Genomic DNA, 22,787 nt, shown 5'->3' on the forward strand with positions numbered 1-22,787 from the left:
GAATGCGGCCAGGGACCACGCGGCCTGGCCGGGTGGTCCCTGGTGGTGCGGGGCGGGCGGGTCAGCCGGCCTGGCGCATCGCCTCGACGAGGCTCTTGGGGCGCATGTCGACCCAGTGTTCGTTCACGTAGTCCAGGCAGGCCTGCCGGGTCGTGCTCGGCAGGGCGACGGTCCAGCCGTCCGGGACCTCCGCGAAATCCGGCCACAGGGAATACTGCTCCTCCGCATTGACCAGAACGCGGTAGGAGGCGTTTTCGTCCTCGAACGGATTGCTCATGAGTCTTCGCACTCCTCAATTGGCGTCGAAATAAAGAGCCGCCCGAATTCTGGTCGCGCGGCACACTCCTGACAACCCCTATGTCCCCGTACGCGGGGGCCGTTCACCGCACGTCCAACGAGGTCAGCACCGCGTCGAGCGCGGCGACTCCCTTGTCCAGCTCCTCGGTCCCGATGGTCAGCGCCGGGCGGAACCGTACGGCGCGCGGTCCACCGGGCAGCAGCAGGACCCGGTGACGGCGGCGCAGGCGCTCCAGGACCTCGTTGCGCCGTGCCGTGTCGGGCAGGTCGAAGGCCCACATCAGGCCCAGGCCCCGCACGTCGCTCACCAGGTCCGGGTGGGCCTCGGCCAGGTCGGCGAGGAGGCGGCCCAGGTGGGCGCCCGTGGTCTCGGCAGCGTCCACGAGGCCGTCCCGCTCGACGATCTCCAGGATCCGGGTGGCCCGCACCATGTCGGCGGTGTTGCCGCCCCAGGTCGAGCCGAGCCGGTCCGGCACGGCCAGCGCGCCCTCGGGCACCTGGTCCACCCGGCCGCCCGCCATCAGACCGCAGACCTGGGTCTTCTTCCCGAACGCCACCACGTCCGGGGCGAGTCCGAGCCGCTGGTACGTCCACGGGGCGCCGGACAGGCCGCAGCCGGTCTGCACCTCGTCGAGCACGAACAGCACGTCGTAGTCGTGGCACAGCTCCTGCATGCGCAGCAGGAACTCCCGGCCGAGGTGCCGGTCGCCGCCGGCTCCCTGGACGGGTTCGGCGATGAAGCAGGCGATCCGGTCGCCGCGTTCGGCCAGGTGCCGGCGCGCGACCTCGACCGCGTCCCGCTCCTCGCCGGGCGCGGGGACGGGCACGCGCGGCCAGGTCCACGCCGGGTACCGCGCGGTCACCGTCGGGGAGGTGTTCGTGAGGCTCAGGGTGTAGCCGCTGCGCCCGTGGAAGGCGCCCTCCATGTGGAGGACTTCGAGGGGGGCCGCCGGGCGGGGGCCGCGTCGCTGCGCCCGCCAGTCGAAGGCCACCTTGAGCGCGTTCTCCACCGCCAGGGCGCCGCCGTCGATGAAGAAGAGGTGCGGCAGCCTCGGGTCGCCGAGCACCCGGCGGAACGTGGCCGCGAAGCGGGCGTACTGCACGGTGTAGATGTCGGAGTTGGTGACCTTGTGCAGGGCGGCCCGGGTGAGTTCGGCCAGGAAGGCCGGGTCCTCGGTCATGCCGGGGTGGTTCATGCCGAGGGGCAGCGAGCCGTAGAAGGTGAGCAGGTCCAGGTACTCCTCGCCGCCGCGCGCGTCGACCAGGGTGCTGCCGCGGCTGCGTTCCAGGTCGAGCACGAGGTCCAGGCCGTCCATCAGGACGTGCCGGGACAGTTCCTCCAGGGCGTTGTCCGCCGTGATCTCCATGTCACCCCTCGTCGCGCGGGTAGCGCCGCAGGTCCAGCTCGTTCAGGCTGGGCAGTACCGCGTCGGCACCGGCCAGGCCGGCCGCCCCGGCGGGCTCCCAGGGCACCGCCACGCAGCGCAGGCCGGCGGCCCGGGCGGCGCGGACCCCGGTCGGGGAGTCCTCGACGGCCAGGGCCTGGCCGGCGCCCGCCCCGGCGCGTTCCAGCGCGAGCAGGTACAGGTCGGGTTCGGGTTTGTGCCGTGCGGTGTCGTCGCCGGTCACCAGGAAGGCGAAGCGGTGCCGCAGCCCGAGCCGCCGCAGGTGGTCCTCCACCCAGACGGCCGGGCTGCTGGACACGATCGCCGCCCCGTCGGCCGTGTCCAGCAGCCGTTCCACGCCGGGCCGGACCGGTGCGGAGCCGCACCGGACGGCCCGCCGCTCCCGCTGCCAGGCCCACTCGGCGTCCGCGACCGGCCGGCCGAGCCGGGCGGCCAGGTCCGCCAGGGCGACCTTCGCCCCGGCCGAGTTGCCGAGCATCCCGGCCCGGGTCCCGGCGCTCAGCGGCACCTGGAGCCGGTCGTAGAGGTCCTGCCAGGCGAGCAGCGCGGCCCGTTCGGTGTCGCAGACCACGCCGTCGAAGTCGAGCAGCAGGAACGGCGGACGCATCAGTGGCTCACCGGCCCTCGGTCGCCCGCGGTGAGCAGGGCGCAGTAGCGGGAGAGGGCGTCGGTCCAGTGGGGCATCGCGTGGACGAAGGCGGCGGCGCGGGTGCTGTCCAGACGGGAGTCGCGCGGCCGGCCGCCGACGAAGCCGGCCTCGGCCATGGACATCGGCACCGGGTGGGCGGTGCCGAGGCGTTCGGCGAGCGCCAGGCCCACCTGGTACCAGCTCGCCCGGCCCCGGTTGGCGATGTGCAGCAGGCCGCGGACGGCGAGCGCGCCGGGCAGCAGCCGGACCAGGGCCGACGCCAGGTCGGGGAGGTAGGTCGGGCTGCTGAACTGGTCGTCGATCAGGCGCGGCCGGCCGCCGTCCAGGAACTCCCGGGCGGCGGCGAGCACCTGGTCGAGGCGCGGGTCGGTGCCGCCGTACAGCCAGGACGTGCGCACCACGAGGTGGTCGGGCACGGCCTCGACGATCCGCTCGCCGGCCAGTTTGCTCAGGCCGTACACGCTGACCGGGGCGGGGATGTCGTCCTCGTTGTAGCCGGCCGGGCCGGGGGCCCGGCCGTCGAAGACGTAATCGCTGGAGATGTAGATCAGCCGGCTGCCGTGCCGTCGGCAGGCCTCCGCGACGTGGTGGGTGCCGGCCACGTTGACGCGCAGGGCGAGCGCCGGGTCGCGTTCGCAGGAGTCCACCACCGCGTTCGCGGCGGTGTGCACGACGACGTCGGGCCGGAACGTGTCGATCGAGTCCCGTACGGCGGTGGCGTCGCCGATGTCGAAGTCGGCGAGGGACACCCCGAGGACGGGCCAGTCGGCGGTCTCCGGCCGCGCCGCGAGCTCCTGGCGCAGGGCGGTGCCGAGCATGCCGTCCGCGCCGGTGAGGTAGACGCGCATCACAGGTGTCCGAACTCGGCGATCAGTTCGGCGACCGAGAGGCCGGAGCTGATCTTCTCGCGGATGACGCGCTCGCGGTCGATGTTCATCCGGGTGCGTTCGAGGACGGTCCCGGCCTGGTCCTTGGGCACGACCGCGATGCCGTTCTCGTCGGCGACCACGATGTCCCCGGGGTTGATGACCTGGCCGTCGATCACCACCGGCACGTTCACCTGGACGGGCTCGGTGCGGTCGTGCACGGCGGTCGGGGAGGGCCTCGGGACGGTGCTGCGGTACCAGACGGGGAAGTCCAGGTCGCGGATCTCGTCGACGTCGCGGACGGCGCCGTCGACGATGCCGGCGGCGATCCCGATCTGCTTCGAGAGGGTGGACATGAGGCCGCCCCACATCGCGGTGCGGGTGGTCTCGTGGCAGGCGACGACGATGACGTCGCCCGGCTTCGCCTGGACGAGGACCGGCATGCAGTCGACGAGGTCGTCGATGGAGAGGTTCACCGTGAGCGCCGGACCGGCGATCTTGTGGTGGTGCTTCACCGGCAGCAGTCCGCCGATGGCGCCGACCCGGCGCCGCGCGTCGGTGACCAGGCAGCTGGGGCTGTACTCGGCGAGCACCGCGCGGAAGCCCTCGACGATCTCCTCGGGCGGGCGGTTCAGCTCGTTGCGGACGGTTTCCACGATGTGTCTCCCATGAGTCGGGTGGTGCGGTCGGGGTCCAGGACGTCCGTGCCGATCAGCTCGGCCAGGTGGGCCGCGTCCATGCCGTGGGCGGCGAGCACCTCCGCGTCGGTGCCGCAGCGGGGCACCTCGGTGAGGCCGAGGCCGCGGAAGGCGAGGCCGTCGCCGGTGCCCGTCTCCAGGAGGTGACGGGCGAGCAGGTCGGCCTGGCCGCCGCTGCCGTACTGGTGCTCGACGACGAACACGTGCTGCGCGCCGGACAGCAGCCCGGCCAGCCACTCCGGGTCGATCCGGTTGTGCCAGGGCAGGTCCACCACGGTCAGCGCGACGCCCTGGGCGGCGAGCAGGTCGGCGGCCTCCAGCAGCTGCCCGAGGACCACCGGACCGGCGCCGAAGGCGACCTGCGGGCCGCCGGGCCGCAGCACCTGCCCCCGGCCGACGGCCAGCGGGGCCGGCGGCAGCTCGGCGAGGGCGGCGGGGACGATCTGGCTGGACAGGCGCAGGTAGACGCTGTCCCGGGTGGTGCGGCAGTGCTCCAGGGCGGCGGCCAGCTGGGCGGGGTGGGACGGCTCCAGGACGGTCAGGCCGGGGACGGCGCTCAGCGCCGACACGTCACGGACCGCCTGGTGCGAGTGGCCGGGCCCGGCGGGCAGCAGCCCGGCGAGCGAGCCGACGTAGACCACCGGCCGCCCCTCGGTGGCGTTGTTGTAGATGTGCTCGTTGGGGCGCGCGTGCAGGAAGCAGGAGAAGGAGTGCGCGAACGGGCGCAGTCCGCCCGCCGCCAGTCCCCCGGCCATCGAGACCATGTCCTGCTCGGCGATGCCGCATTCGACGAACCGGTCCGGGTGGGTCTCGCGGAACGGGATGAGACCCGTGTCGAGCACCAGGTCGCCGTCGAGCGCGACGATCCGCCGGTCCTCGTGCGCCGCCTCGGTGAGCAGCCGGCCGTACACCTCGGGCAGCCTGACCCCGGTCGGCTTCACCGGCAGGTCCACGGTGCGTTCGACCGGCCTGAGCGGCGGCAGGCCCCGCCCGCGCAGGATCCCGTCGGCGGTGTCCAGCAGCTCCCGGTACGCGGCGTCGTGGTCCTCCCGGCCGGGTGCGCCGCTGTGGTGGCGGTAGCGCCATTCGCCGGGGGCCATGGAGGTCGCGGCGAAGGTGGCGCAGCCGCCGCCCTTCACGGTGTCCGCGATGATCACCACGGGCCGGTCCGGGTGGTCCGCGGCGCGGCGGGCGAAGGCATCCGCCAGCTGCCGGGGGTCGTGCCCGTCGCAGCGCAGCACGCCCCAGCCCGCGGCGGTGAACTTGCCCGCGAGGTCGCCGAGGTCGCTGACGTCGGCGACGAAGGTGTCGGACTGGAGGCGGTTGTGGTCGACCACCACGGTCAGCTCGCCCATCCCGTACCGCGCGGCGCTGGGCAGCGCCTCCCAGTTCTGGCCCTCCTGGAGTTCGCCGTCCCCGGTCATGACCACCACGCGGGAGCTCCGGCCGGTCAGCCGGTGGGCGAGGACCAGGCCCTTGGCCTTGGAGATGCCCATGCCGAGGGAGCCGGTGTTGAAGGGCATGCCGGGGGTGCCGACGTCGGGGTGTCCGGGCAGCCCGTCGATCCGCCGCAGCCGGTGCAGGAGGTCCTCGTCGAGGAGTCCGAGCCCGATCATCGCCGCGTACAGGCCGGGCGCGTCGTGCCCCTTGGAGGAGAAGTACACGTCCCCGTCGGCCTCGAAGGGCCGGTCGAGCTCCTCCAGGACCAGCCAGCTGACCACGTCGGCGGCGCTGAAGCTGGAGCCGATGTGGCCCGAGCCGGCCCGCGTGATCATGTAGAGGGTGTTGATCCGGCTCATCGCCGCGAAGGCGAGGGCCCGCTCGTGCGGATCGGCGACGTCGCCCAGGACGCGCTCGAACTCGGCGCGCGGTATCCAGGCCAGCGGCCTGTCCATGGCTTCTCCTCGGGGAGGGGTCGGGGTCACCAGCACCCGAACCCGCCGTCGACGGCGAGTTCGGTTCCGGTGACGTAGCTGCTCAGGTCGGAGGCGAGGAACAGCAGCGGTCCGGTCAGGTCCGCGCCGCGGGCCATCCGCCGCAGCGGGACGCGCGCGTCGAACTTCTCCCGGAACACCGGGTCCTGCGCGCCCAGCACTCCGCCCGGCGACAGGGTGTTGACGCGCACCCCGGCCGGGCCCCACAGCGCCGCGAGGTACCGGGTGAGCGCGGCGACGCCGGCCTTGGACATGCCGTACGCGGGCGGTTTCAGGAACGGCGGGTCGACCGGCAGGTGGGCGTACATGCGCGGGTCGGGGGCGAGTGCGCCGTACATCGAGCCGATGTTGACGACGGATCCGCGCCCGTTGCGGACCATCCGCGAGCCGAACACCTGGCACATCCGCAGCGTGCCCCGGGCGTTGACGTCGAGGACGCCGCCGGACACCTCGTCGGGGATGTCCTCGAAGCGCCAGCCGGTGCCGTCGGCGGACGGCGGGCTGTCGATGCCGGCGTTGTTGACGAGGATGTCCGGCTCGCCGGCCTGTTCGAGGCAGACGTCGAGCGCCCGTCGCAGACTGCCGGTGTCGGTGACGTCGGCGACCAGGGTCCGGAACCGCTTCGGGTCGTGGGCGTCCACCACCGCGCGCAGTTCCGGCCCGACGGTGTCCCGCACGTCCAGGCCGACCACCTCGGCGCCGGCGCCCAGCAGGGCGTCCACCCACACCGCGCCGAGCCGTCCGCAGACGCCGGTCACGACGGCGACCGAGCCGGTCAGGTCAATCGCGGCCGGCATCGGCGTCCGCCAGGTCGGCCGGCACGATGTCGGCGTCGGAGGCCAGCGGCCGGGTGAGGGTGCGGCCCACCACGTCGGCGAGCCGGTCGGGGGTGAGCCCGTCGCCCGGCGACTTGATCGCCACGTCCTCCAGGGTGAGGCGGTGCCCGGCGGGCAGGTCCCGTTGGGCGACCAGCTTCTTGCCCATCTTGGTGATCGCGGGCCGTTCGGCGTCCAGGACCCGCTTGTCCGGGCTGCCGAGCGAGCGCCGCACCCGGCGCAGTCCGTCGACCAGTTCGGCGATGTCCGCCTGCTCCAGCGAGAACTTGTGGTCGCTGCCGGGGCGGGTGCGGTCGAGGGTGACGTGCTTCTCCACCACCCGGGCGCCCAGGGCGTACGCGGTCCAGGCGGCCCACGGGCCGAGGTCGTGCCCCGAGTAGCCGATCACCGTGTCGGGGAACTCGGCCCGGTAGCTGCCCAGCACCGCCAGGTTCAGCTCCTCCTGCTCGGCCGGGTAGGTCGCCGTGCACTGCAGCAGGGCGAGGTCCGGGTTGATCGGCAGGACGGTGCCGCAGGCGCGCCGCACGGTCTCCATGTCGGCGCCGCCGGTGCTGACGATCAGCGGCTTGCCGACCTTCGCCGCGTAGGCGAGGAGCGGGGTGTTCCTGATGTCCCCGGACGCGATCTTGATGGCCGGCACGTCGAGCTCGGCCAGGAAGTCCACGCTGCCGAAGTCGAAGGCGGTGGCGATGAAATCCACGCCCAGTTCGGCGGAGAGCCGCTGGAGGTGGGTGTACTCGTGGGTGCCGAACTCCAGGAACTCGCGGTGCGCTCCGTACGTCGGGCCGAAGCTGTTCCGCCCGGTGTACGGGGAGTCGTACATCGCCCGGGTGTAAAGCGAGCGGTTGTCCCGTTTCTGCAGTTTGACCGCACTGGCCCCGGCCGCGGCGGCCTGGCGGATCAGCTCCTCCGCCTTGCCCAGGTCGCCCTCGTGGTTGTGGCCGATCTCCGCGATCACGTAGGCGTCGGTGTCGTCCGAGATGATCCGCTCGTTTATCGTCAGCGCTCTCATCGTTGTCAGGTCCTCTCCAGAAGGTCGGTCACCAGCGAAGCGAACCGGTCGAGACCGAGGTCGATCTTCTCCGGCGTGAGGGAGCTGCAGGACAGCCGCAGCTGCCGCTGTCCGCCCCCTGCCGCGTAGAAGTGGTGCATCGGCGTCCAGATGACCTTGTGCCGCTTGGCCGAGTAGGCGAGCAGGTCGTCGTCGGCGACGAACGGGACCGTGACGACCAGGAAGAATCCGCCGTCCGGTCGGTTCCAGCGGACCGGCGACGTTGTCGGGAACCGGGCGGCCAGCCCGTCCAGCAGGTGGCGCAGGCGCTGCCCGTACCGCGCGGTGGCGTCCTTGTTCGCCGCGCGCAGGGAGTAGCCGCTCTCCAGCAGCTTGCCGCCGATGACCGCCTGCGCGATCGGCGGCGTGTTGACCGTGATCATGCTCTTGATCTTCGAGAGCTCGTCGGCGAGGGTGCCGACGAGCTCGCCGTCGCGGCTGACCGGCTGGTCCGCCACGACGAAGCCGATCCGGGCGCCGGGCAGGGCCGTCTTGGCGTACGAGCCGAGGTAGACGACCCGGTGGCCGGTGTCCAGGGACTTGAGCGTCGGCTTCGGGGGGACGCCGTCGCCGAAGAAGCCGTACGGGTTGTCCTCGATGATCAGGATGTCCAGCTCGGCGGCGAGTTCGAGGAGCCGGCGCCGGGTCGGGACGTCGAGGCTGAGCCCGGTCGGATTGGCGAAGTCGGGCACCAGGTAGCAGGCGCGGGGCCGCAGACCGGCCTCGCGGGCGCCCCGCACCTTGACCGCCAGGTCGTCCAGGTCGATGCCGCCGCTGCCGCTGTCGACCGGCACGACCGGCAGGTCGACCAGGCGGGCGGCGCCGGTGATGCCCACGTAGCTCGGCGAGGTGGCCAGGAGCACGTCGCGGTCGTCGGCGCGCAGCGCGCGCAGCACCAGGACCATGGCCTCCTGGCAGCCGACGGTCACCAGGATCGACTCCGGGTCGACGTGGACGTTCTCGTCGGCCGCGAGGTTGCGGGCCACCAGGTCCTGGACGATCCCCTTCGTCCTGCCGTACTGGTAGAGCCGGTTGCGGGCCGTCTCGGCGCCGCCGGCCGTGCCGTCGGCGACGTGGGCGGTCCAGGTGCGCAGGTACCGGTGCACGTCCTCGGTCTCGAACCCGCCCGGGTCGGGCCGGCCGGGCGCGAAGGAGACCGCGTCCGGGTACCGCTCCGACACCTCGTTCAGCAGGTTCATGGAGAGCAGCGCCGGATCGGACAGCGACCCGTGCAGGTCGGCCAGGTCCAGCACCGCCCCCGGCCGCGCCGTCGAGGCGTGGGACGCCTCGGTCATGACCCCTCCCGTTCGTTGGTCGCGGATGGCCCGCGCACGCCCAGCCGGCCCGCCGCGGCCACGTCCGGCGCACCGGCGAGGGCCATCGACACCGCGAGTTCGGCGCGCAGCAGTTCCAGCACCCCGGTCACGCCGGGTTCTCCGCCCGAGGCCAGTCCCCACAGGACCGGCCGGCCGAGCAGCACCCCGGACGCGCCGAGGGCCAGCGCGCGCAGCACGTCGGTGCCGCCGCGCACCCCGCTGTCCAGCAGGAGTTCGCAGGCGTCGCCGACCTCGTCCCGGATCGCCGGGAGGGCGAGCAGGCTCGGTACGGCGCCGTCCAGTTGCCGGCCGCCGTGGTTGGACACCACCAGGCCGTCCACGCCGAGGTCCACCGCGCGCCGCGCGTCCGCCGGGTCGAGGACCCCCTTGAGGACCAGCGGCAGGCTCGTGCGGTGCCGCAGCCAGGCGACGTCGGCCCAGGACAGCGTGGGGTCGATGACCGTCGCCGCGTGCGCGCCGACGCTCTGGCCGGCGCCCCGCTGGCTGTCGGCGAGGTTCACCGGCGCGGCGTGCGCCGGCACGGTGAACCCGTTGCGCAGGTCGCGCAGCCGGCGCCCCATGAACGGCACGTCCACGGTGAGCATCAGGGCGCGGGCGCCGAGCCGCTCGGCCTCGGCGACCAGCCCTTCGGTACGGGCCCGGTCGCGCAGCCAGTACAGCTGGAGGAAGAGGTCGGCGCCGGTGGCGGCCGGCTCGTCCAGCGGGCAGCCGGACAGGGTGGCCGCCGTGAACGGGACGCCGGCCGCGGCCGCCGCCCGGGCGACCGCCGGTTCGCCGTCCGGGTGCACCACCGCGTGGAACGCCATCGGCGCCACCGCGACGGGCATCGACGCCGGGACCCCCAGCAGGGTCGTCGTGGTGTCGGCGGTCGCCACCCCGGACAGCACCCGGGGGACGAGGTGACACCCGTCGAACGCGGCCCGGTTGGCGTGCAGCGTCTCCTCGCGCCCGCTGCCGCCGGCCACGAAGTCGTACACCTCGGGCGCCAGGACCGCGCGGGCGCGGTCCTCGACGTCGGCGAGGGTGAGCGGATCCGCCGGATCCGCCGCCAGGACGCCGGGTCCGCCCGTCACGCCAGGTCCTGTCGTTCGACCGCCTCGTACAGCTTGCGGATGTTGTTGCTGCCGAACGTGGTGGCGCCCCGGCGCTCGATGATCTCCATGAAGAGGGTACGGCGCGGGTGCTCGGACCGGGTGAAGATCTGGAACAGCTCGCCGTCGTGGTCCCGGTCGGCGAGCACGCTGTACTTGCGCAGCTCGGCCACCGGGTAGCCGGACGACTCGATCCGCTGCTCGAAGTCCTCGTAGTAGGAGTCGGGCGTGGACAGGAACCGTACGCCGGCGGTGCCGAGGTCGGCGACCGCCTCCACGATGCCCGGCACCGCGAAGGCCAGGTGCTGCACCCCGCCGCCGCCGTGCTTCTTCAGGAAGTCGTCGATCTGGCCCGGGACGGCGCCGGCCATGGGCTGGAGCAGCGTCAGCGTCACGCCGCCGCCGGGGCTCTGCACGACCTTGGACTGCATGGCCTGCGCGCCGACGTGGATGTCCTCCTCGAACACCACGCCCCAGCCGAGCTCCCGCCGGTAGAACTCGACGGTCGGTTCCAGCTCGCCGTTCTCCAGGCAGACCGCGATGTGGTCGACGTGGAGCAGGTGGCCCCGCGCCGGTTCCGTGTCCGTGTCCGTGGACGTGGACGTGGTGGTCCCGTCGGTCCGGTCCGATCGCACCGGTGTGATGCCGGGCAGCGACCAGGGTTCGCCGGCGGTCCGGCTCACGAAGGTGTGCGTCACGTCGCCGAAGGCGGGGAGCGCCGGGCGGAGCGGCGTGTCCACCCGCAGGGCGACGTCGCTGACGCCGTCGCCGTGCCGGGCGGTGTAGAGGGTGGCCGGATGGGTGTCGGTGCGGCCCTGCAGCAGCACCAGGACGGTGTCCCGCTGGCCCACCGCGACGGCGGTGAACTCCGGGGTGTCCCCGGCGGCGATCACCTCGAAGCCGTAGCACTCGACGAACTCGGCGGCACGGGCGTGGGCGTCCGTGACGGAGAGCGTGATGTGGTCGATCCCGGCGTCGACAGCCTGCTGATTTCTGGTCTGGGGTACGGACGTCATGAATTCCCCCAAGGCTCGATAATCGGTTTCAACGGCGGGAATCGAGAATTTCCGGATCCCGGTACCGCGACGGAAAAAACGCTACGGACGGGCCCGGAAGAATGTCAACGGACTCCGGAGGCAGCCGCCGAACAGTGCGGAACCCCCCTTCCGGCACTTGGGTGTCGGGGTGCCCGCTATGGGGTTCGTAGGGGTTGCGCAGCCCCTGGTGGCAGGTGAGTATGCGACCGATCGAAGCTGCGGACAAGGAGCGGTACGTGCTGATTCATCAGGCACTCGACGAGCGCGCGGCAGAATACGGCGACCATATTGCGCTGATTGACGACAACGGCCCGGTCACCTATTCCCGACTGGTTTCGGCGGCGGATTCGTATGCCGCCGCACTGGCCGCGGAAGGGGTGGGACCGGGCTGTCTGGTGCCGGTGCGCGTCGCGCGCTCGGCCCGGATGGTGACCTTCCTGCTGGCCGTCCTGAAGACGGGCGCGGCGTACTGCCCCATCGACGTGAAGTGGCCGGACGAGCGGGTCCGGGAGCTGCTGCGCATCCTGGACGCGCCGCTGTTCCTCACCGACACCCCGCTCGCCGGCGTCCGGTGCTGGACGCCCCCGGCCGTCCCGCCGGCCGCGCCCGCGACCGGGACCGAGCCCTCCGGCATCGGACCCGACGCCCCCGCCTGCGTCTTCTTCACCTCCGGCAGCACGGGCGCCCCCAAGGGCGTGGTGACCCCGCACCGGGCGGTGCTGCGCCTCTTCGACAGCGGCCCCCTGGCGGTCTTCGGGCCCGGGCGGGTGCTGCCGCAGCTCGCCCCGGTCGGCTGGGACGCCTGCGGTCTCGAACTGTGGGGCATGCTCAGCCGGGGCGGCACCGTGGTGCTGCCCGACGAGGACCACCTGCTCCCGGACACGCTGCGCGACCTGATCACGGACCACGGGGTGAACACCCTCGTCCTGGTCGCCTCCGTGGTGAACCTGCTGGTGCGGCTGGACCCCGACTGCTTCCGCGGGGTCGACCAGATGTTCATCGGCGGGGAACGGCTGGCGCCCGGTCCGGTGCGCGAGCTGCTGCTGAACCACCCGGACACCACCGTCCACAACTGCTACGGCCCGGTGGAGAGTTTCGCCTTCGCCACCATGCACCCCATCCGGCCCGAGGACTGCGACCGGGAACACGGCGTGCCCATCGGGCGGCCGGTGCCCGGCACCCGGATCCACCTGATCGACGGTGAACTGTGCGTCGCGGGCACGGGTCTCGCCCAGGGCTACCTGCACGACCCGGAGCGCACCGCCGATGTGTTCGTGACCGTCGACGTCGACGGCGTGCCGACGCGGGTCTACCGCACCGGCGACCGCGCGGTGCGCGACGCCGACGGGGTGCTGCACTTCCTGGGCCGGGCGGACCGGCAGGTGAAGATCCGCGGCTACCGGGTCGAGCTGGGCGAGGTGGAGAGCCACGCGGCGGGCCGCGCCGGCGTGCGCGACTGCGTGGCGGTGCCCCTGGCCGGCCGCGGCGGCGCGTACGAGCGCCTGGCGCTGGCCTTCACCGGGGACGCGGACCCGGACCGGGTGCGCGCGGAGCTGCTCGCCCGGCTCCCCGGCCACCTGGTGCCCGATCTGGTCCGCCGCCTCGACGAACTCCCCCACAACGCCAACGGCAAGGTCGACCACCGAGCCGTCACGGAACTGCTGCGCGTACCGACCCCCGGAAAAGGGCTGACGATGACCACGTACACAGAGACCGTCGAGACGACCGCGACGACCACGACCGCCGGGGCCCCCGAGGCACCCGTGGCCTCGGGTGCCCCCGGGACAGGCGCGTTCGGGGCGGGAACCGAGAGACCCGAGCCGTCGGTACGGGCGGAGCCCGCCGAGGCCACCGACCCGATCGTGCGGGACTACCTCACGCTCGTAGACGACAGCATGGTCGCGGTGCTCCCGCACGCCCTGCGCATCGCCGTCGAACTCGGCGTCGCCGACGTGCTCGACGCCTCCGCCACCCGGTCCGTCGCGAAGACGGCCGAGCTGATCGACGCCGACCCCGACGCGCTGGGCCGGCTGCTCGCCGCCCTCGCCCCGGCCGGCTTCTTCACGGGCGACCCGGCCACCGGCTTCCGGCTGACCGCGCTCGGCGCCCGGCTGCGCCGCGACCACCCGGACAGCCTCTCCGCCTCGCTGGTCAACGCCGAGAGCCCGCTGGCCTGGCTGCGGGCCAGGGACACCTTCCGCACCGGCACGGCGTCCTTCGGCGACGGCGAGGACAACGCGGGAGACGGCGGCTTCTTCGGGGTGAAGAACACCCGGCGCGGCGAGAACCTCGCGTTCCTGCGCCGGATGCGGGAGCGCACCGGCCGGCTGTACCGGCAGGCGGCCGGGGCCGTCGACTGGTCGGAGTCGCGGGTCATCCTGGACATCGGCGGCGCCGACGGCTTCCTGCTCGGCGAGATCCTGGCGGTGGCCCCGCACGCGTCCGGCGTCCTCTTCGACCGCCCTTCGGTGATCGAGGAGGTCGACCGGCGCGGTGGCGTGCCCGGTTGCCGCGCGGTGCCCGGCGACTTCTTCGCCGCCGTGCCCACCGGCGCCGACACCCACCTGCTGTGCAGCGTCCTGCACGACTGGACCGACGAGCAGGCCGTGGGCATCCTGCGGTCGAGCCGGCGCGCCCTGGCGTCCGGCGGACGGCTGCTCGTGATCGAGATGCTGGTCCCGGAGGACGGCGGACCGCACGTCAGCCGCTGGAGCGACCTCGGCATGATGGTCCTCACCGGCGGCCGGGAACGCGACCGGGCCGGCTTCACCCGGATCCTGGAGGCGGCCGGTTACCGCATGGAGCGGGTCCTGCCGATCCCGGGATCGCCGTTCTCGGTGATCGAGGCACGCTGACCGGCGATGGACCTCGACCTGCTCGCTCCGGAGGTCTTCTCCGGACACCGCTTCCTCGACCAGCTGGCGGCCGTCCGCGCGCGCCCCGGGCTGACCTGGCATCCGGAGCCGGACGGCCCCGGGTTCTGGGTGGCCGCCCGGTACCACGACGTCCTGACGGTCCTCGGTGATCCGGCCGTCTTCAGTTCCCGGTCCGGCATCCGGATCGGCGGCTCGGGCGAGGCGACCGACCTGGTCGCCGACCGGATGATGGTGGTCAGCGACCCGCCGCGGCACGGGCGCATCCGCCGCGTGGTGGGTGCCCCCTTCACGCCGGCGGCGTTACGCCTCTGGCACGACCGGATCGTCGCCGGCGTCACCGACCTGGTGGACGAGGTGGTCGAACCCGGCGCCGACGGGCCGCGGGTCCTGGACGCCGTCCAGGACCTGGCGCGACGGCTGCCCAACCAGGTCATCTGCGCCATGATGGAACTGCCGCGGGAGGACTGGCCGTCGATCGGCCGGCTCACCACCGACGGCCTCGACTCGCCGGACCCGATCGACCGGCTCGACGCCAACGCCGAGATCTTCGGCTACTTCGCCGACCTGATCGCCGAGCGCCGCGCCCGGCCCGGCGACGACCTGATCAGCGCGCTGCTCGCGGCCGGCGGCGACCTGACCGACGACGAGCTGATCCTCAACTGCTCCGGCGTCCTGACCGGCGCCAGTGAGACCGTCCGCTACTCGGCGGCCGGTGCGCTGCGGGAGTTCGCCGCCCGGCCCGAGCTGTGGGCGGCGCTCCGCGCGGCGCCGGAGCTGCTGCCGACCACCGTCGAGGAGATCCTGCGCTGGACCAGCCCGGGACTGCACGCGCTGCGCACGGTGACCCGGCCGGTGACGGTCGCGGGCACCGCGCTGGCCCCGGGCGAGCGCGTGACGGCCTGGCTCTGCTCGGCCAACCGCGACCCGGCCGTCTTCGCCGACCCGGACACCTTCCGGCCCGACCGCACGCCCAACCGGCACCTCGCGTTCGGCTGGGGACCGCACGTCTGCGTGGGGTCCCGGGTCGCCCGGCTGGAGCTGACGGCGCTGCTGACCGCGCTGGTCCGGCGCGTGCGCGTGCTGGCCCCGGCCGGCGAACCGGTGTGGAGCACCGGCAACTTCATTCATGGACTGACCAGTCTGCCGGTGCGGCTGAGCCCGGCGTGAGCCCGTCAAGGAGCTGATGGACGATGGACACCGCCGAAATCGCCGAGATCGCCGAGATCTGGCAGGAGGTTCTGGGCGTCCCGGTCACGGAGCACGACGACTTCTTCGCCCTGGGCGGGCAGTCGCTGGCCGCGATGGAGGTGGTGGCCGCGGTGCGCCGGCGCCTCGGCATCACGGTCCGGGTCCGGGTGCTGCTCGAACACCCCGTGCTGACGGACTTCGCCGCCCGGCTCGCCGAATACGGGGAGGGCCCGGCGCGCCCCTGACCGGCACGGGAACGGAACGCGGAGAACGCACAGGACGGCGGGAGCGGATCTACTCGCTCCCGCCGTCCTGTGCGTTCCGTTGCCGTGCGTTCCGTTGCCATGAGCGGGGCCCTCGGCACGGGCTCTCGGGGCGGGCCCTCGGCGCGGCGCCCCCACGCCCACCGCCCCGGCCCGGTCGTCCGCGGGGACGACCGGGCCGGGGCGGTGGCGGTTCCTCAGGGGCGGGCCAGCCGGTCCAGGACGCCGCCCAGGCTCTCCGCCAGGGCCGTCAGGTGGGGCTGCCGCAGCATGCTGTGGTGGTCGCCGGGGACCGTGTGGAGTTCGAAGCCGTCCCGGGCGAGGAGGCGCCACGGGCGGGTCTTCAGCCGGCGGGGCTGCCGCTCCGCCGCCAGGAGGACAAGTCGGGCGTCGACCGGTCCGGGCCGGTGCCGCAGCAGGGCGAGGGTGTTGGCCTCGAAGACCCGTATCCGGTCGCGCATGTCCTCCCGGATGCCCGCCGGGACGAGCGCGGCGCGCTCCAGGAGGTCGAGCAGGGCCTCGTCCTGGCGGTCCGGCGGCAGGGCCCGCAGCGCGGCCGCGTCGTACGGCGGGGCCGGTTCGCCGGCCTGGCCGGCCAGGTCGTGGACGAAGCCGCCGAGGAGCACGGCGCGGTCCGGGAGTTCCTCGCCGAGGTAGGGCGGCATTCCGGTGTCGAGCATGACGACCAGGGCCACCTGTTCGCCCGCGGCGGTCAGTTGGGCGGCCATCTCGGCGGCGACCATGCCGCCCAGGGACCAGCCGCCGAGGTGGTAGGGGCCGTGCGGCCGGACGGCGCGGACGGCGTCGACGTACCGCGCGGCCAGGGCGGTCAGGGAGGTGGTGAGCGGGCCGCCGTCGAGCCCCGGGTCCTCCAGGCCGTAGAGCGGCTGGTCGGGGTCGATGAGGCGGGCCAGCGGCAGGTACGGGACGACGGACCCGCCGACGGCGTGGACCAGGAAGAGCGGCGGCCGGCCGCCGGTGGGCTTGATGGGCACCAGCGGCGACGGCTGGGTGCGCCGGCGGCGGGACGGATCGAGCAGCATGGCGGTCATCTCCACGGTCGGAGCCGAGTACAGGTCGCGCATGTCCAGTTCGACGCCGAGCTCGCGCCGGATCTCGGCGCGCAGCCGGGTCAGGTCGAGGGAGGTGCCCCCGAGGTCGAAGAAGCTGTCGTGGACGCCGATCCGGTCGGTGTCCAGCAGGGCGGCCCAGATCCCGGCGACCGCGCGTTCGGTGGCGTCGCGCGGCGCGACGAAGGCGTCGGCGCGGCCCGGCTCCGGCGCGGGCAGCGCGGCCCGGTCGACCTTGCCGTTGCCGGTCAGCGCGATGCGCTCCACGGGCACCAGGGCGGTCGGCACCATGTAGTCGGGCAGGCGGGCGGCCAGGTGCGCGCGGAGTTCGCCGAGGTCGGCCTTCTCCTTGGACACGAGGTAGCCGACGAGCCGGTCGTCCCGGACGGTCACGCACGCGTCGTCGACGCGGGGATGGGCGGCGAGTACGGCTTCGATCTCGCCGAGTTCGATGCGGTAGCCGCGGATCTTGACCTGGTGGTCGATGCGGCCCAGGTACTCCAGGCCGCCGTCGGCGCGGCGCCGTGCCAGGTCGCCGGAGCGGTAGAGCCGGGCGCCGGGCGTGCCGCCGAGCCGGTCGGCGACGAAGCGGTGCGAGGTCAGGTCGGGCCGGTTGAGGTATCCCCAGGACAGTCCGGCGCCGCCGACGAGGAGTTCGCCCGGTACGCCGATGGGGGCGGGCTGTCCGGCCGGGTCGACGACCCACAGCGACAGGTCGGGGATGGGCTCGCCGATGGGGCTGCCGTTGTCCGTCAGGAGCTCCCGGCCGAGCTCGCAGTGGGTGACGTGGACCGTGGTCTCGGTGATCCCGTACATGTTGACGAGGCGCGGGTGCTCCTCGCCGTGCCGGTCGAACCAGCGGCGTACGGAGTCGGTGTCCAGCGCGTCGCCGCCGAAGATCACGTACCGGAGGGAGAGGTCCGCCGGGCGTTCCTCGTCGACGGCGACGAGCTGCCGGAAGGCGGCCGGGGTCTGGTTGAGCACGGTGACGCGCTCGCGGACGAGAAGGCGCTGGAAGTCCTCGGGCGAGCGGGTCTGCCACTGCGGGACGACGACCAGCCGGCCACCGTGGGCGAGGGCGCCCCACAGTTCCCAGACGGAGAAGTCGAAGGCGAAGGAGTGGAACAGCGTCCACACGTCCCGCTCGTCGAACCGGTAACGGTCCCGGGTGGCGCGCAGCAGCCGGACGACGTGGCCGTGCGGGACGGTGACGGCCTTCGGTTCGCCGGTCGAGCCCGAGGTGTAGATCAGGTACGCGAGGTCGGCGGCGGTCGCGGTCGCGTCCGGCACCGGGAGGTCGCCGTCGGTGTCCTCGTCCAGGTGCAGCGCGGTCGCGGGCACGTCGGTCCCCCGCTGGGTGACCACCACCGTGAGGCCGGCGTCGGCGGCCATGTAGGCGAGCCGCTGCGCCGGGTGGTCGGGGTCGAGCGGTACGTACGCGGCGCCGGCGCGCAGGATGCCCAGGATGCCGACGACGAGGTCGGTGTCGCGGCGGGTGCACAGGCCGACCAGGCTGCCCCGGGTGACCCCGCGGGCGGCCAGCCGGGCGGCCAGCCGTTCGGCGCGCCGGGCCAGTTCGCGGTAGGTGGTCCGCTCCTCCTCCCCGGCGACGACCGCGACCGCGTCGGGGCGCAGCCGGACCTGGGCGGCGAACAGCTCCCACAGGGAGACGTCGGCGGGGAAGTCGCGGCGGGCGGCGCTCCACCGGCGCAGCAGCGCGGCCTCGTCCGGCCCGGGGAGGACGAAGGTGCCGAGGGTGGCGTCCGGGCCTGCCGCGGCCTGGGTCAGGACCCTGCCCAGGTGGGTGAGGAGCCGGGTGATCCGGTCGGCGTCGAACAGGTCGGTGGCGTACTCGGCCTGGAGCCGCAGTCCGCCGTCGGCGGTGACGGTGGCGTGCGCGGCCAGGTCGAAGCGGGCGACCCGGCCGGCGACCGGGAGCGGTTCGGCGGTGACCGGGCCGAAGGCCGGTGCGGCCGAGGCGGTTTCGTCGGCGTGCAGGGTGAGGCTGATCTGGAAGAGCGGGTTGCGGCCCGGTTCGCGGGCCGGCCGCAGCTCCTCGACCAGGGTGCTGAAGGGGAGGTCCTGGTGTTCGGTGGCGCCGCGGACGGCGAGTTCGCAGCGGCGCACCAGTTCGCGGAAGGCCGGGTCGCCCGCGACGTCGGCGCGCAGCACGACGGTGTTGGCGAAGTAGCCGACCAGCGGTTCGAGTTCGGGGCGGTCGCGGCCGTAGAGGACCGAGCCGATGCCGATGTCGTCCTGTCCGGTGTGGCGGGAGAGGACCAGCAGGAAGCCGGCCATCACGACGGAGAGCAGTGAGGCGCGTTCGGTGTCGGCGAGGCGGCGCAGTGCGGTGCCGAGGCCGTCCTGGAGGTGCAGTTCGGCGGTGGCCCCGGGGTGCCCGGTGCCGGTGCCGCGCGGGCGGTCGGCCGGGAAGTCGAGCGGCGGCAGCGCGTGGAGCTGTTCGCGCCAGTAGCCGAGCTGTTTGTCCAGGACGTCGTCGGCGAGCCGGGCGCGCTGCCAGACGGCGTGGTCGGCCGGCTGGATGTGCAGCTCGGGGAGGGTGCCGGCCGGGTCGGTGTACAGGGTGGCCAGTTCGTCGAGCAGGACGCCCGCGGACCAGCCGTCGGCGATGATGTGGTGGGCGCACAGCACCAGGACGTGCTCGGTCGGGCCGAGCCGCAGCAGTTCGGTGCGCAGCAGCCGGTCCTCGGCCAGGTCGAAGGGGCGGGTGGCGGCTTCGGCGAGCGCCTCCGGGACGGCGTCCGGGTGGGTGGCGGTCACCGCGAGCGGCCAGGTCTCCGGTGCGGGGTCGGTCACCTGGACGGGGACGCCGTCCACCGCGACGAACCGGGTGCGCAGGCTCTCGTGCCGGGCGACCAGCCGGGCGAGCGCGTCGGCGAGCCGGTCCGGGTCGAGACGGCCGCGCAGGCGCAGCGCGAGCGGCACGTTGTAGACCGGGGAGGCGGGGTCGAGCTGGTGCAGGAACCACAGTCCTTCCTGCTGGTGCGACAGCGGCAGCGCGGCGGTGCGCGGGGCGGCGGGGATGCGCCGGGCGGCGTCCGGTGCGCCGAGCCGGGTGGCGAGTTCGGCGACGGTGGGCGCCTGGAACAGGGTCGCCACGCCGAGGTCGGCGCCGAGGGTGGTGCGGATCCGGTTGACCAGGCGGATCGCGAGGAGCGAGTGCCCGCCGAGGGTGAAGAAGCCGTCGTGGACGCCGACCCTCGGTACCTGGAGGACTTCGGCGAACAGGGCGCACAGGGCGCGTTCCCGGTCGTCGCGGGGGGCCACGTGGTCCGTGCCGGGGGCGGCGGGGTCGGGGGCGGGCAGCAGCCTGCGGTCGATCTTGCCGTTGGGGGTGAGCGGCAGCTGTTCGAGCAGCAGCAGGGCGGAGGGCAGCATGTACGGCGGCAACACAGCGGCGGCCGCGGCGCGGATCCCGGCGAGGTCCGGTGTCGGCACGGCGGGCACCAGGTAGCCGACGAGGCGCTTGTCGCCCGGCCGGTCCTCGCGGGCGTGCACGTGCGCCTGGGCGACGTGCGGGTGACGGGCCAGCACGCTCTCCACCTCGCCGGGTTCGACCCGGAAGCCGCGGATCTTCACCTGGGTGTCGGCGCGGCCGGCGAATTCGAGGGTGCCGTCGGCGCGCCACCGGGCGAGGTCGCCGGTGCGGTACATCCGGGTGCCGGGCGGGCCGAACGGGTCGGCGACGAAGCGTTCGGCGCTCAGCCCGGCGCGGCCGGCGTACCCGCGGGCCAGGCCGGCCCCGGCGGCGTAGAGCTCGCCGACCACCCCGGCCGGGAGGGGCCGGAGCCGGTCGTCGAGCACGTAGACGGCGGTGTCGTCCATCGGGCGGCCCATGGGCACGTTGTCCGGGACGGTGTCCGGGTCGTACAGCGGCATCTGCACGGAGCACATGGTCAGTTCGGTGGGGCCGTAGGTGGCCCGGACCCGGAGGCCGGGGTGGCGGCGCAGGACCGCGCGGACGGCGGTGGAGCTGATGACGTCGCCGCCGGTCATCACCTCGCGCACGCCGGCGAAGCAGTCCGGGTCCTCCTCGGCGATGACCTGGAAGAGTCCGGAGACCAGCAGGACGTCGGTGAGTCCCGCGGCCCGTACGACGCCGCCGTCGACGTCGCCGACCGGAGCGACGACGACCTCGCCGCCGGACAGCAGCGGGACCCAGATCTCGCAGGTGGAGGCGTCGAAGGCGTGCGGTGAGTGCAGCAGCGCGCGGCGCGGCCGGTCGTCCTGCCAGCAGCGGTCGCGGGCGAAGGCGAGCACGCCGCTCTGGGTGGTGACGACGCCCTTGGGCGCGCCGGTCGAGCCGGAGGTGTACATGATGTACGCGGCCTGCTCGGGGTGCGCGGCGCCGGCCGGTACGGCGGCGCGGTCGGCCTCGGTGGGCTCGAACCCGGTCACCGTCAGGGTCGGCGTCCCGCTGCCGGTGGCGGTCTCGTGGTCGCGCGAGGCGGTGTCGACGAGCAGCAGTTCCGCGCCGGACCCGGTGAGGATGTCGCGGAGCCGTTCGGCGGGCGCGGTGAGCGGCAGGGGGACGAAGCAGCCGCCGGCCTTGAGGACCGCGAGCATCGACACGAGGAGGTCGGCGGAGCGCTGCTGGAGGAGGGCGACCGGGGTCTCGGTCGTCACGCCGAGGCGGGCGAGGCGGCCGGCCAGCAGGTCGCTGCGCCGGTCGAGTTCGGCGTAGCTGAGGGTGCCGTCCGGGTCGGACACGGCGGGCGCGGCGGGGGTCAGGGCGGCCTGCCGGGTGAAGGCCTGGGCGAGTCCGGTCTCCGGTGCGGGGCGGGTCGGGCCGTTCCACCCGTACAGCAGGGTGTCGCGTTCGCCGGGGCCCAGCAGGTCGATGTCGCCCAGGGCCCGGTCCGGGTCGTCGGCGACCTCTTCGAGCAGCCGCACCAGGCGGTGCGCGAGGCCGGTGACGGTGTCCCGGTCGAAGAGTTCGGTGCGGTGGACGAGCTGCGCGGTGAGCCCGAGCGGGGTGCCGTCCTCGGCGTACCGGTCGGTGAAGCTGACCGACAGGTCGAAGTGGGCGGCGATCGTGCGGTTGCGCAGTTCGGTGACGGTGAGGCCGTCCAGGGCGTAGCGCGCGGCGGCGTTGTTCTGGAGGACGAGCGCGACCTGGAAGAGGGGGTGCCGGTTGAGCGCGCGGCTCGGGTTGAGGGCCTCGACGAGCCGGTCGAACGGCAGCTCGGGGTGGGCGAGGGCGGCGAGGTCGGCGTCCCGGGCCCGGTCGAGGAGCTGCCGGAACGTCGGGTCGCCGCCGGTGTCGAGCCGGAGCACCAGGGTGTTCACGAAGAACCCGATCAGGTCCTCCAGGTCCTCCTCGGAGCGGCCGGCGTCCATCGTGCCGAGGGGGATGTCGGTGCCGGCTCCCAGTCGGGTGAGCAGGCCGGCGAGGGCCGCGTGGACGACCATGAACAGCGACGCGTCGGCCTCGCGGGCGAGCCGCAGCAGCCGTGTGTGCAGGGCCGCCGGGAGGTCGAGGAGCACCTCCGCGCCGTCGTCGCCGGAGATCTGCGGCCTGGGCCGGTCCAGGGGCAGCGGCAGCTCGTCGGGCAGGTCGGCGAGCCGCCCGGTCCAGTGGTCGAGGAGCTCCGCGCCGTCGGGGCCGTCGAGGAGTTCGCGCTGCCAGAGCGCGTAGTCGGCGTACTGGACGGGCAGCGGCTCCCAGTCCGGCGCGGCGCCGGCCCGGCGGGCGGCGTAGGCGGTGCCCAGGTCGCGGCCGAGGAGGGCCGTCGACCAGCCGTCGCCGACGATGTGGTGGAGCACGAGGTACAGCGTGTGGTTCCGCTCGTCGGCACGCAGCAGCCACGCCTTCAGCGGCAGTTCCGCCGTGAGGTCGAAGGCGTGCCGGGCCAGCCGGTCGAGCACGGCGGGCAGTTCGGCCGGCGCCACGTCCCGTTCGGTGAGGAACTCGGCGACGTCCACGGACGCGCGCACCCGCTGCCGCGGTTCGCCGTCGACCTCGGGGAAGACGGTGCGCAGGCTCTCGTGGCGGGCCACCACGTCACCGAGGGCGGCCCGCAGGGCCGCGGTGTGCAGCGGTCCCTCCAGGCGCAGCGCGAGGGGCAGGTTGTAGGTCCACGCACCCGTCCCGAGTCGGTTCAGGAACCACAGGCGTTGCTGCGCGAAAGACAACGGGAACACGGATCCTCCTGCGCCTGCGAGGC

The 22,787-nt window shown here is 73.9% G+C and carries 15 protein-coding genes; 3 read left to right on the forward strand and 12 right to left on the reverse strand.

All coding sequences use genetic code 11. The features are described from left to right. Nucleotides 1-61: 61 nt before the first annotated feature. The 11 genes from AB0Q96_RS20895 to AB0Q96_RS20945 form a co-directional block, all read right to left on the reverse strand. A complete protein-coding gene (locus tag AB0Q96_RS20895) occupies nt 62-277 on the reverse strand; it encodes an MbtH family protein (RefSeq protein ID WP_361170698.1) in 216 nt (71 codons plus the stop codon). A gap of 103 nt (nt 278-380) precedes the next feature. Further along, complete coding sequence (gene lat, locus AB0Q96_RS20900) at nt 381-1,664, reverse strand: L-lysine 6-transaminase (RefSeq protein WP_365327491.1); 1,284 nt, start codon at nt 1,662-1,664, stop codon at nt 381-383. 1 nt (nt 1,665) lies between these two features. Further along, on the reverse strand, nt 1,666-2,310 hold the full coding sequence (locus tag AB0Q96_RS20905) for an HAD-IA family hydrolase (RefSeq protein ID WP_365327493.1): 645 nt from the start codon (nt 2,308-2,310) through the stop codon (nt 1,666-1,668). After that, complete coding sequence (gene rfbD / locus AB0Q96_RS20910; protein WP_365327495.1) at nt 2,310-3,200, reverse strand: dTDP-4-dehydrorhamnose reductase; 891 nt, start codon at nt 3,198-3,200, stop codon at nt 2,310-2,312. Before rfbD ends, AB0Q96_RS20905 begins: the two co-directional genes overlap by 1 nt. After that, a complete protein-coding gene (locus AB0Q96_RS20915) occupies nt 3,200-3,874 on the reverse strand; it encodes an RraA family protein (RefSeq protein WP_365327497.1) in 675 nt (224 codons plus the stop codon). The genes rfbD and AB0Q96_RS20915 overlap by 1 nt, the downstream gene beginning before the upstream one ends. After that, nucleotides 3,850-5,811, reverse strand: a complete 1,962-nt coding sequence (locus tag AB0Q96_RS20920; protein WP_365327499.1) for a transketolase C-terminal domain-containing protein — start codon at nt 5,809-5,811, stop codon at nt 3,850-3,852. Before AB0Q96_RS20920 ends, AB0Q96_RS20915 begins: the two co-directional genes overlap by 25 nt. Before the next feature lie 26 nt (nt 5,812-5,837). Further along, nucleotides 5,838-6,647 carry an SDR family oxidoreductase gene (locus AB0Q96_RS20925; RefSeq protein ID WP_365327501.1) on the reverse strand — a complete coding sequence of 270 codons (810 nt, stop codon included), beginning with the start codon at nt 6,645-6,647 and terminating at the stop codon, nt 5,838-5,840. Next, nucleotides 6,631-7,698 carry an N-acetylneuraminate synthase family protein gene (locus AB0Q96_RS20930; RefSeq protein WP_365327503.1) on the reverse strand — a complete coding sequence of 356 codons (1,068 nt, stop codon included), beginning with the start codon at nt 7,696-7,698 and terminating at the stop codon, nt 6,631-6,633. The genes AB0Q96_RS20925 and AB0Q96_RS20930 overlap by 17 nt, the downstream gene beginning before the upstream one ends. Before the next feature lie 5 nt (nt 7,699-7,703). After that, nucleotides 7,704-9,032, reverse strand: a complete 1,329-nt coding sequence (locus tag AB0Q96_RS20935) for a PLP-dependent aminotransferase family protein (RefSeq protein WP_365327505.1) — start codon at nt 9,030-9,032, stop codon at nt 7,704-7,706. After that, entirely contained in the window at nt 9,029-10,147 is a 1,119-nt protein-coding gene (locus AB0Q96_RS20940) for an alpha-hydroxy acid oxidase (RefSeq protein WP_365327507.1), read from the reverse strand. The genes AB0Q96_RS20935 and AB0Q96_RS20940 overlap by 4 nt, the downstream gene beginning before the upstream one ends. Next, nucleotides 10,144-11,181 carry a VOC family protein gene (locus AB0Q96_RS20945; RefSeq protein ID WP_365327509.1) on the reverse strand — a complete coding sequence of 346 codons (1,038 nt, stop codon included), beginning with the start codon at nt 11,179-11,181 and terminating at the stop codon, nt 10,144-10,146. Before AB0Q96_RS20945 ends, AB0Q96_RS20940 begins: the two co-directional genes overlap by 4 nt. Nucleotides 11,182-11,438: 257 nt before the next feature. Between AB0Q96_RS20945 and AB0Q96_RS20950 the strand changes: the two genes are divergently transcribed. Genes AB0Q96_RS20950 through AB0Q96_RS20960 form a run of 3 tightly spaced genes read left to right on the forward strand, consistent with a single transcriptional unit; the run spans nt 11,439 to nt 15,511 of the window. After that, nucleotides 11,439-14,057, forward strand: a complete 2,619-nt coding sequence (locus AB0Q96_RS20950; RefSeq protein WP_365327511.1) for an AMP-binding protein — start codon at nt 11,439-11,441, stop codon at nt 14,055-14,057. A gap of 6 nt (nt 14,058-14,063) precedes the next feature. Then, the gene (locus tag AB0Q96_RS20955) at nt 14,064-15,245 is read left to right on the forward strand and encodes a cytochrome P450 (RefSeq protein WP_365327513.1); all 1,182 of its coding nucleotides are present in this window, start codon (nt 14,064-14,066) and stop codon (nt 15,243-15,245) included. 23 nt (nt 15,246-15,268) lie between these two features. Continuing rightward, nucleotides 15,269-15,511 (forward strand): phosphopantetheine-binding protein, encoded by a 243-nt coding sequence (locus tag AB0Q96_RS20960; protein WP_365327515.1) that lies wholly within the window; start codon nt 15,269-15,271, stop codon nt 15,509-15,511. A gap of 215 nt (nt 15,512-15,726) precedes the next feature. Here the strand turns inward: AB0Q96_RS20960 and AB0Q96_RS20965 are convergent, their stop codons facing one another. Then, nucleotides 15,727-22,764, reverse strand: coding sequence for an amino acid adenylation domain-containing protein (locus tag AB0Q96_RS20965; RefSeq protein WP_365327516.1), 7,038 nt, complete (start codon nt 22,762-22,764; stop codon nt 15,727-15,729). Between the last annotated feature and the right edge of the window lie 23 nt (nt 22,765-22,787).

It is taken from the genome of Streptomyces sp. NPDC093111 (assembly GCF_040683955.1).
Taxonomy (GTDB): Bacteria; Actinomycetota; Actinomycetes; order Streptomycetales; family Streptomycetaceae; genus Streptomyces.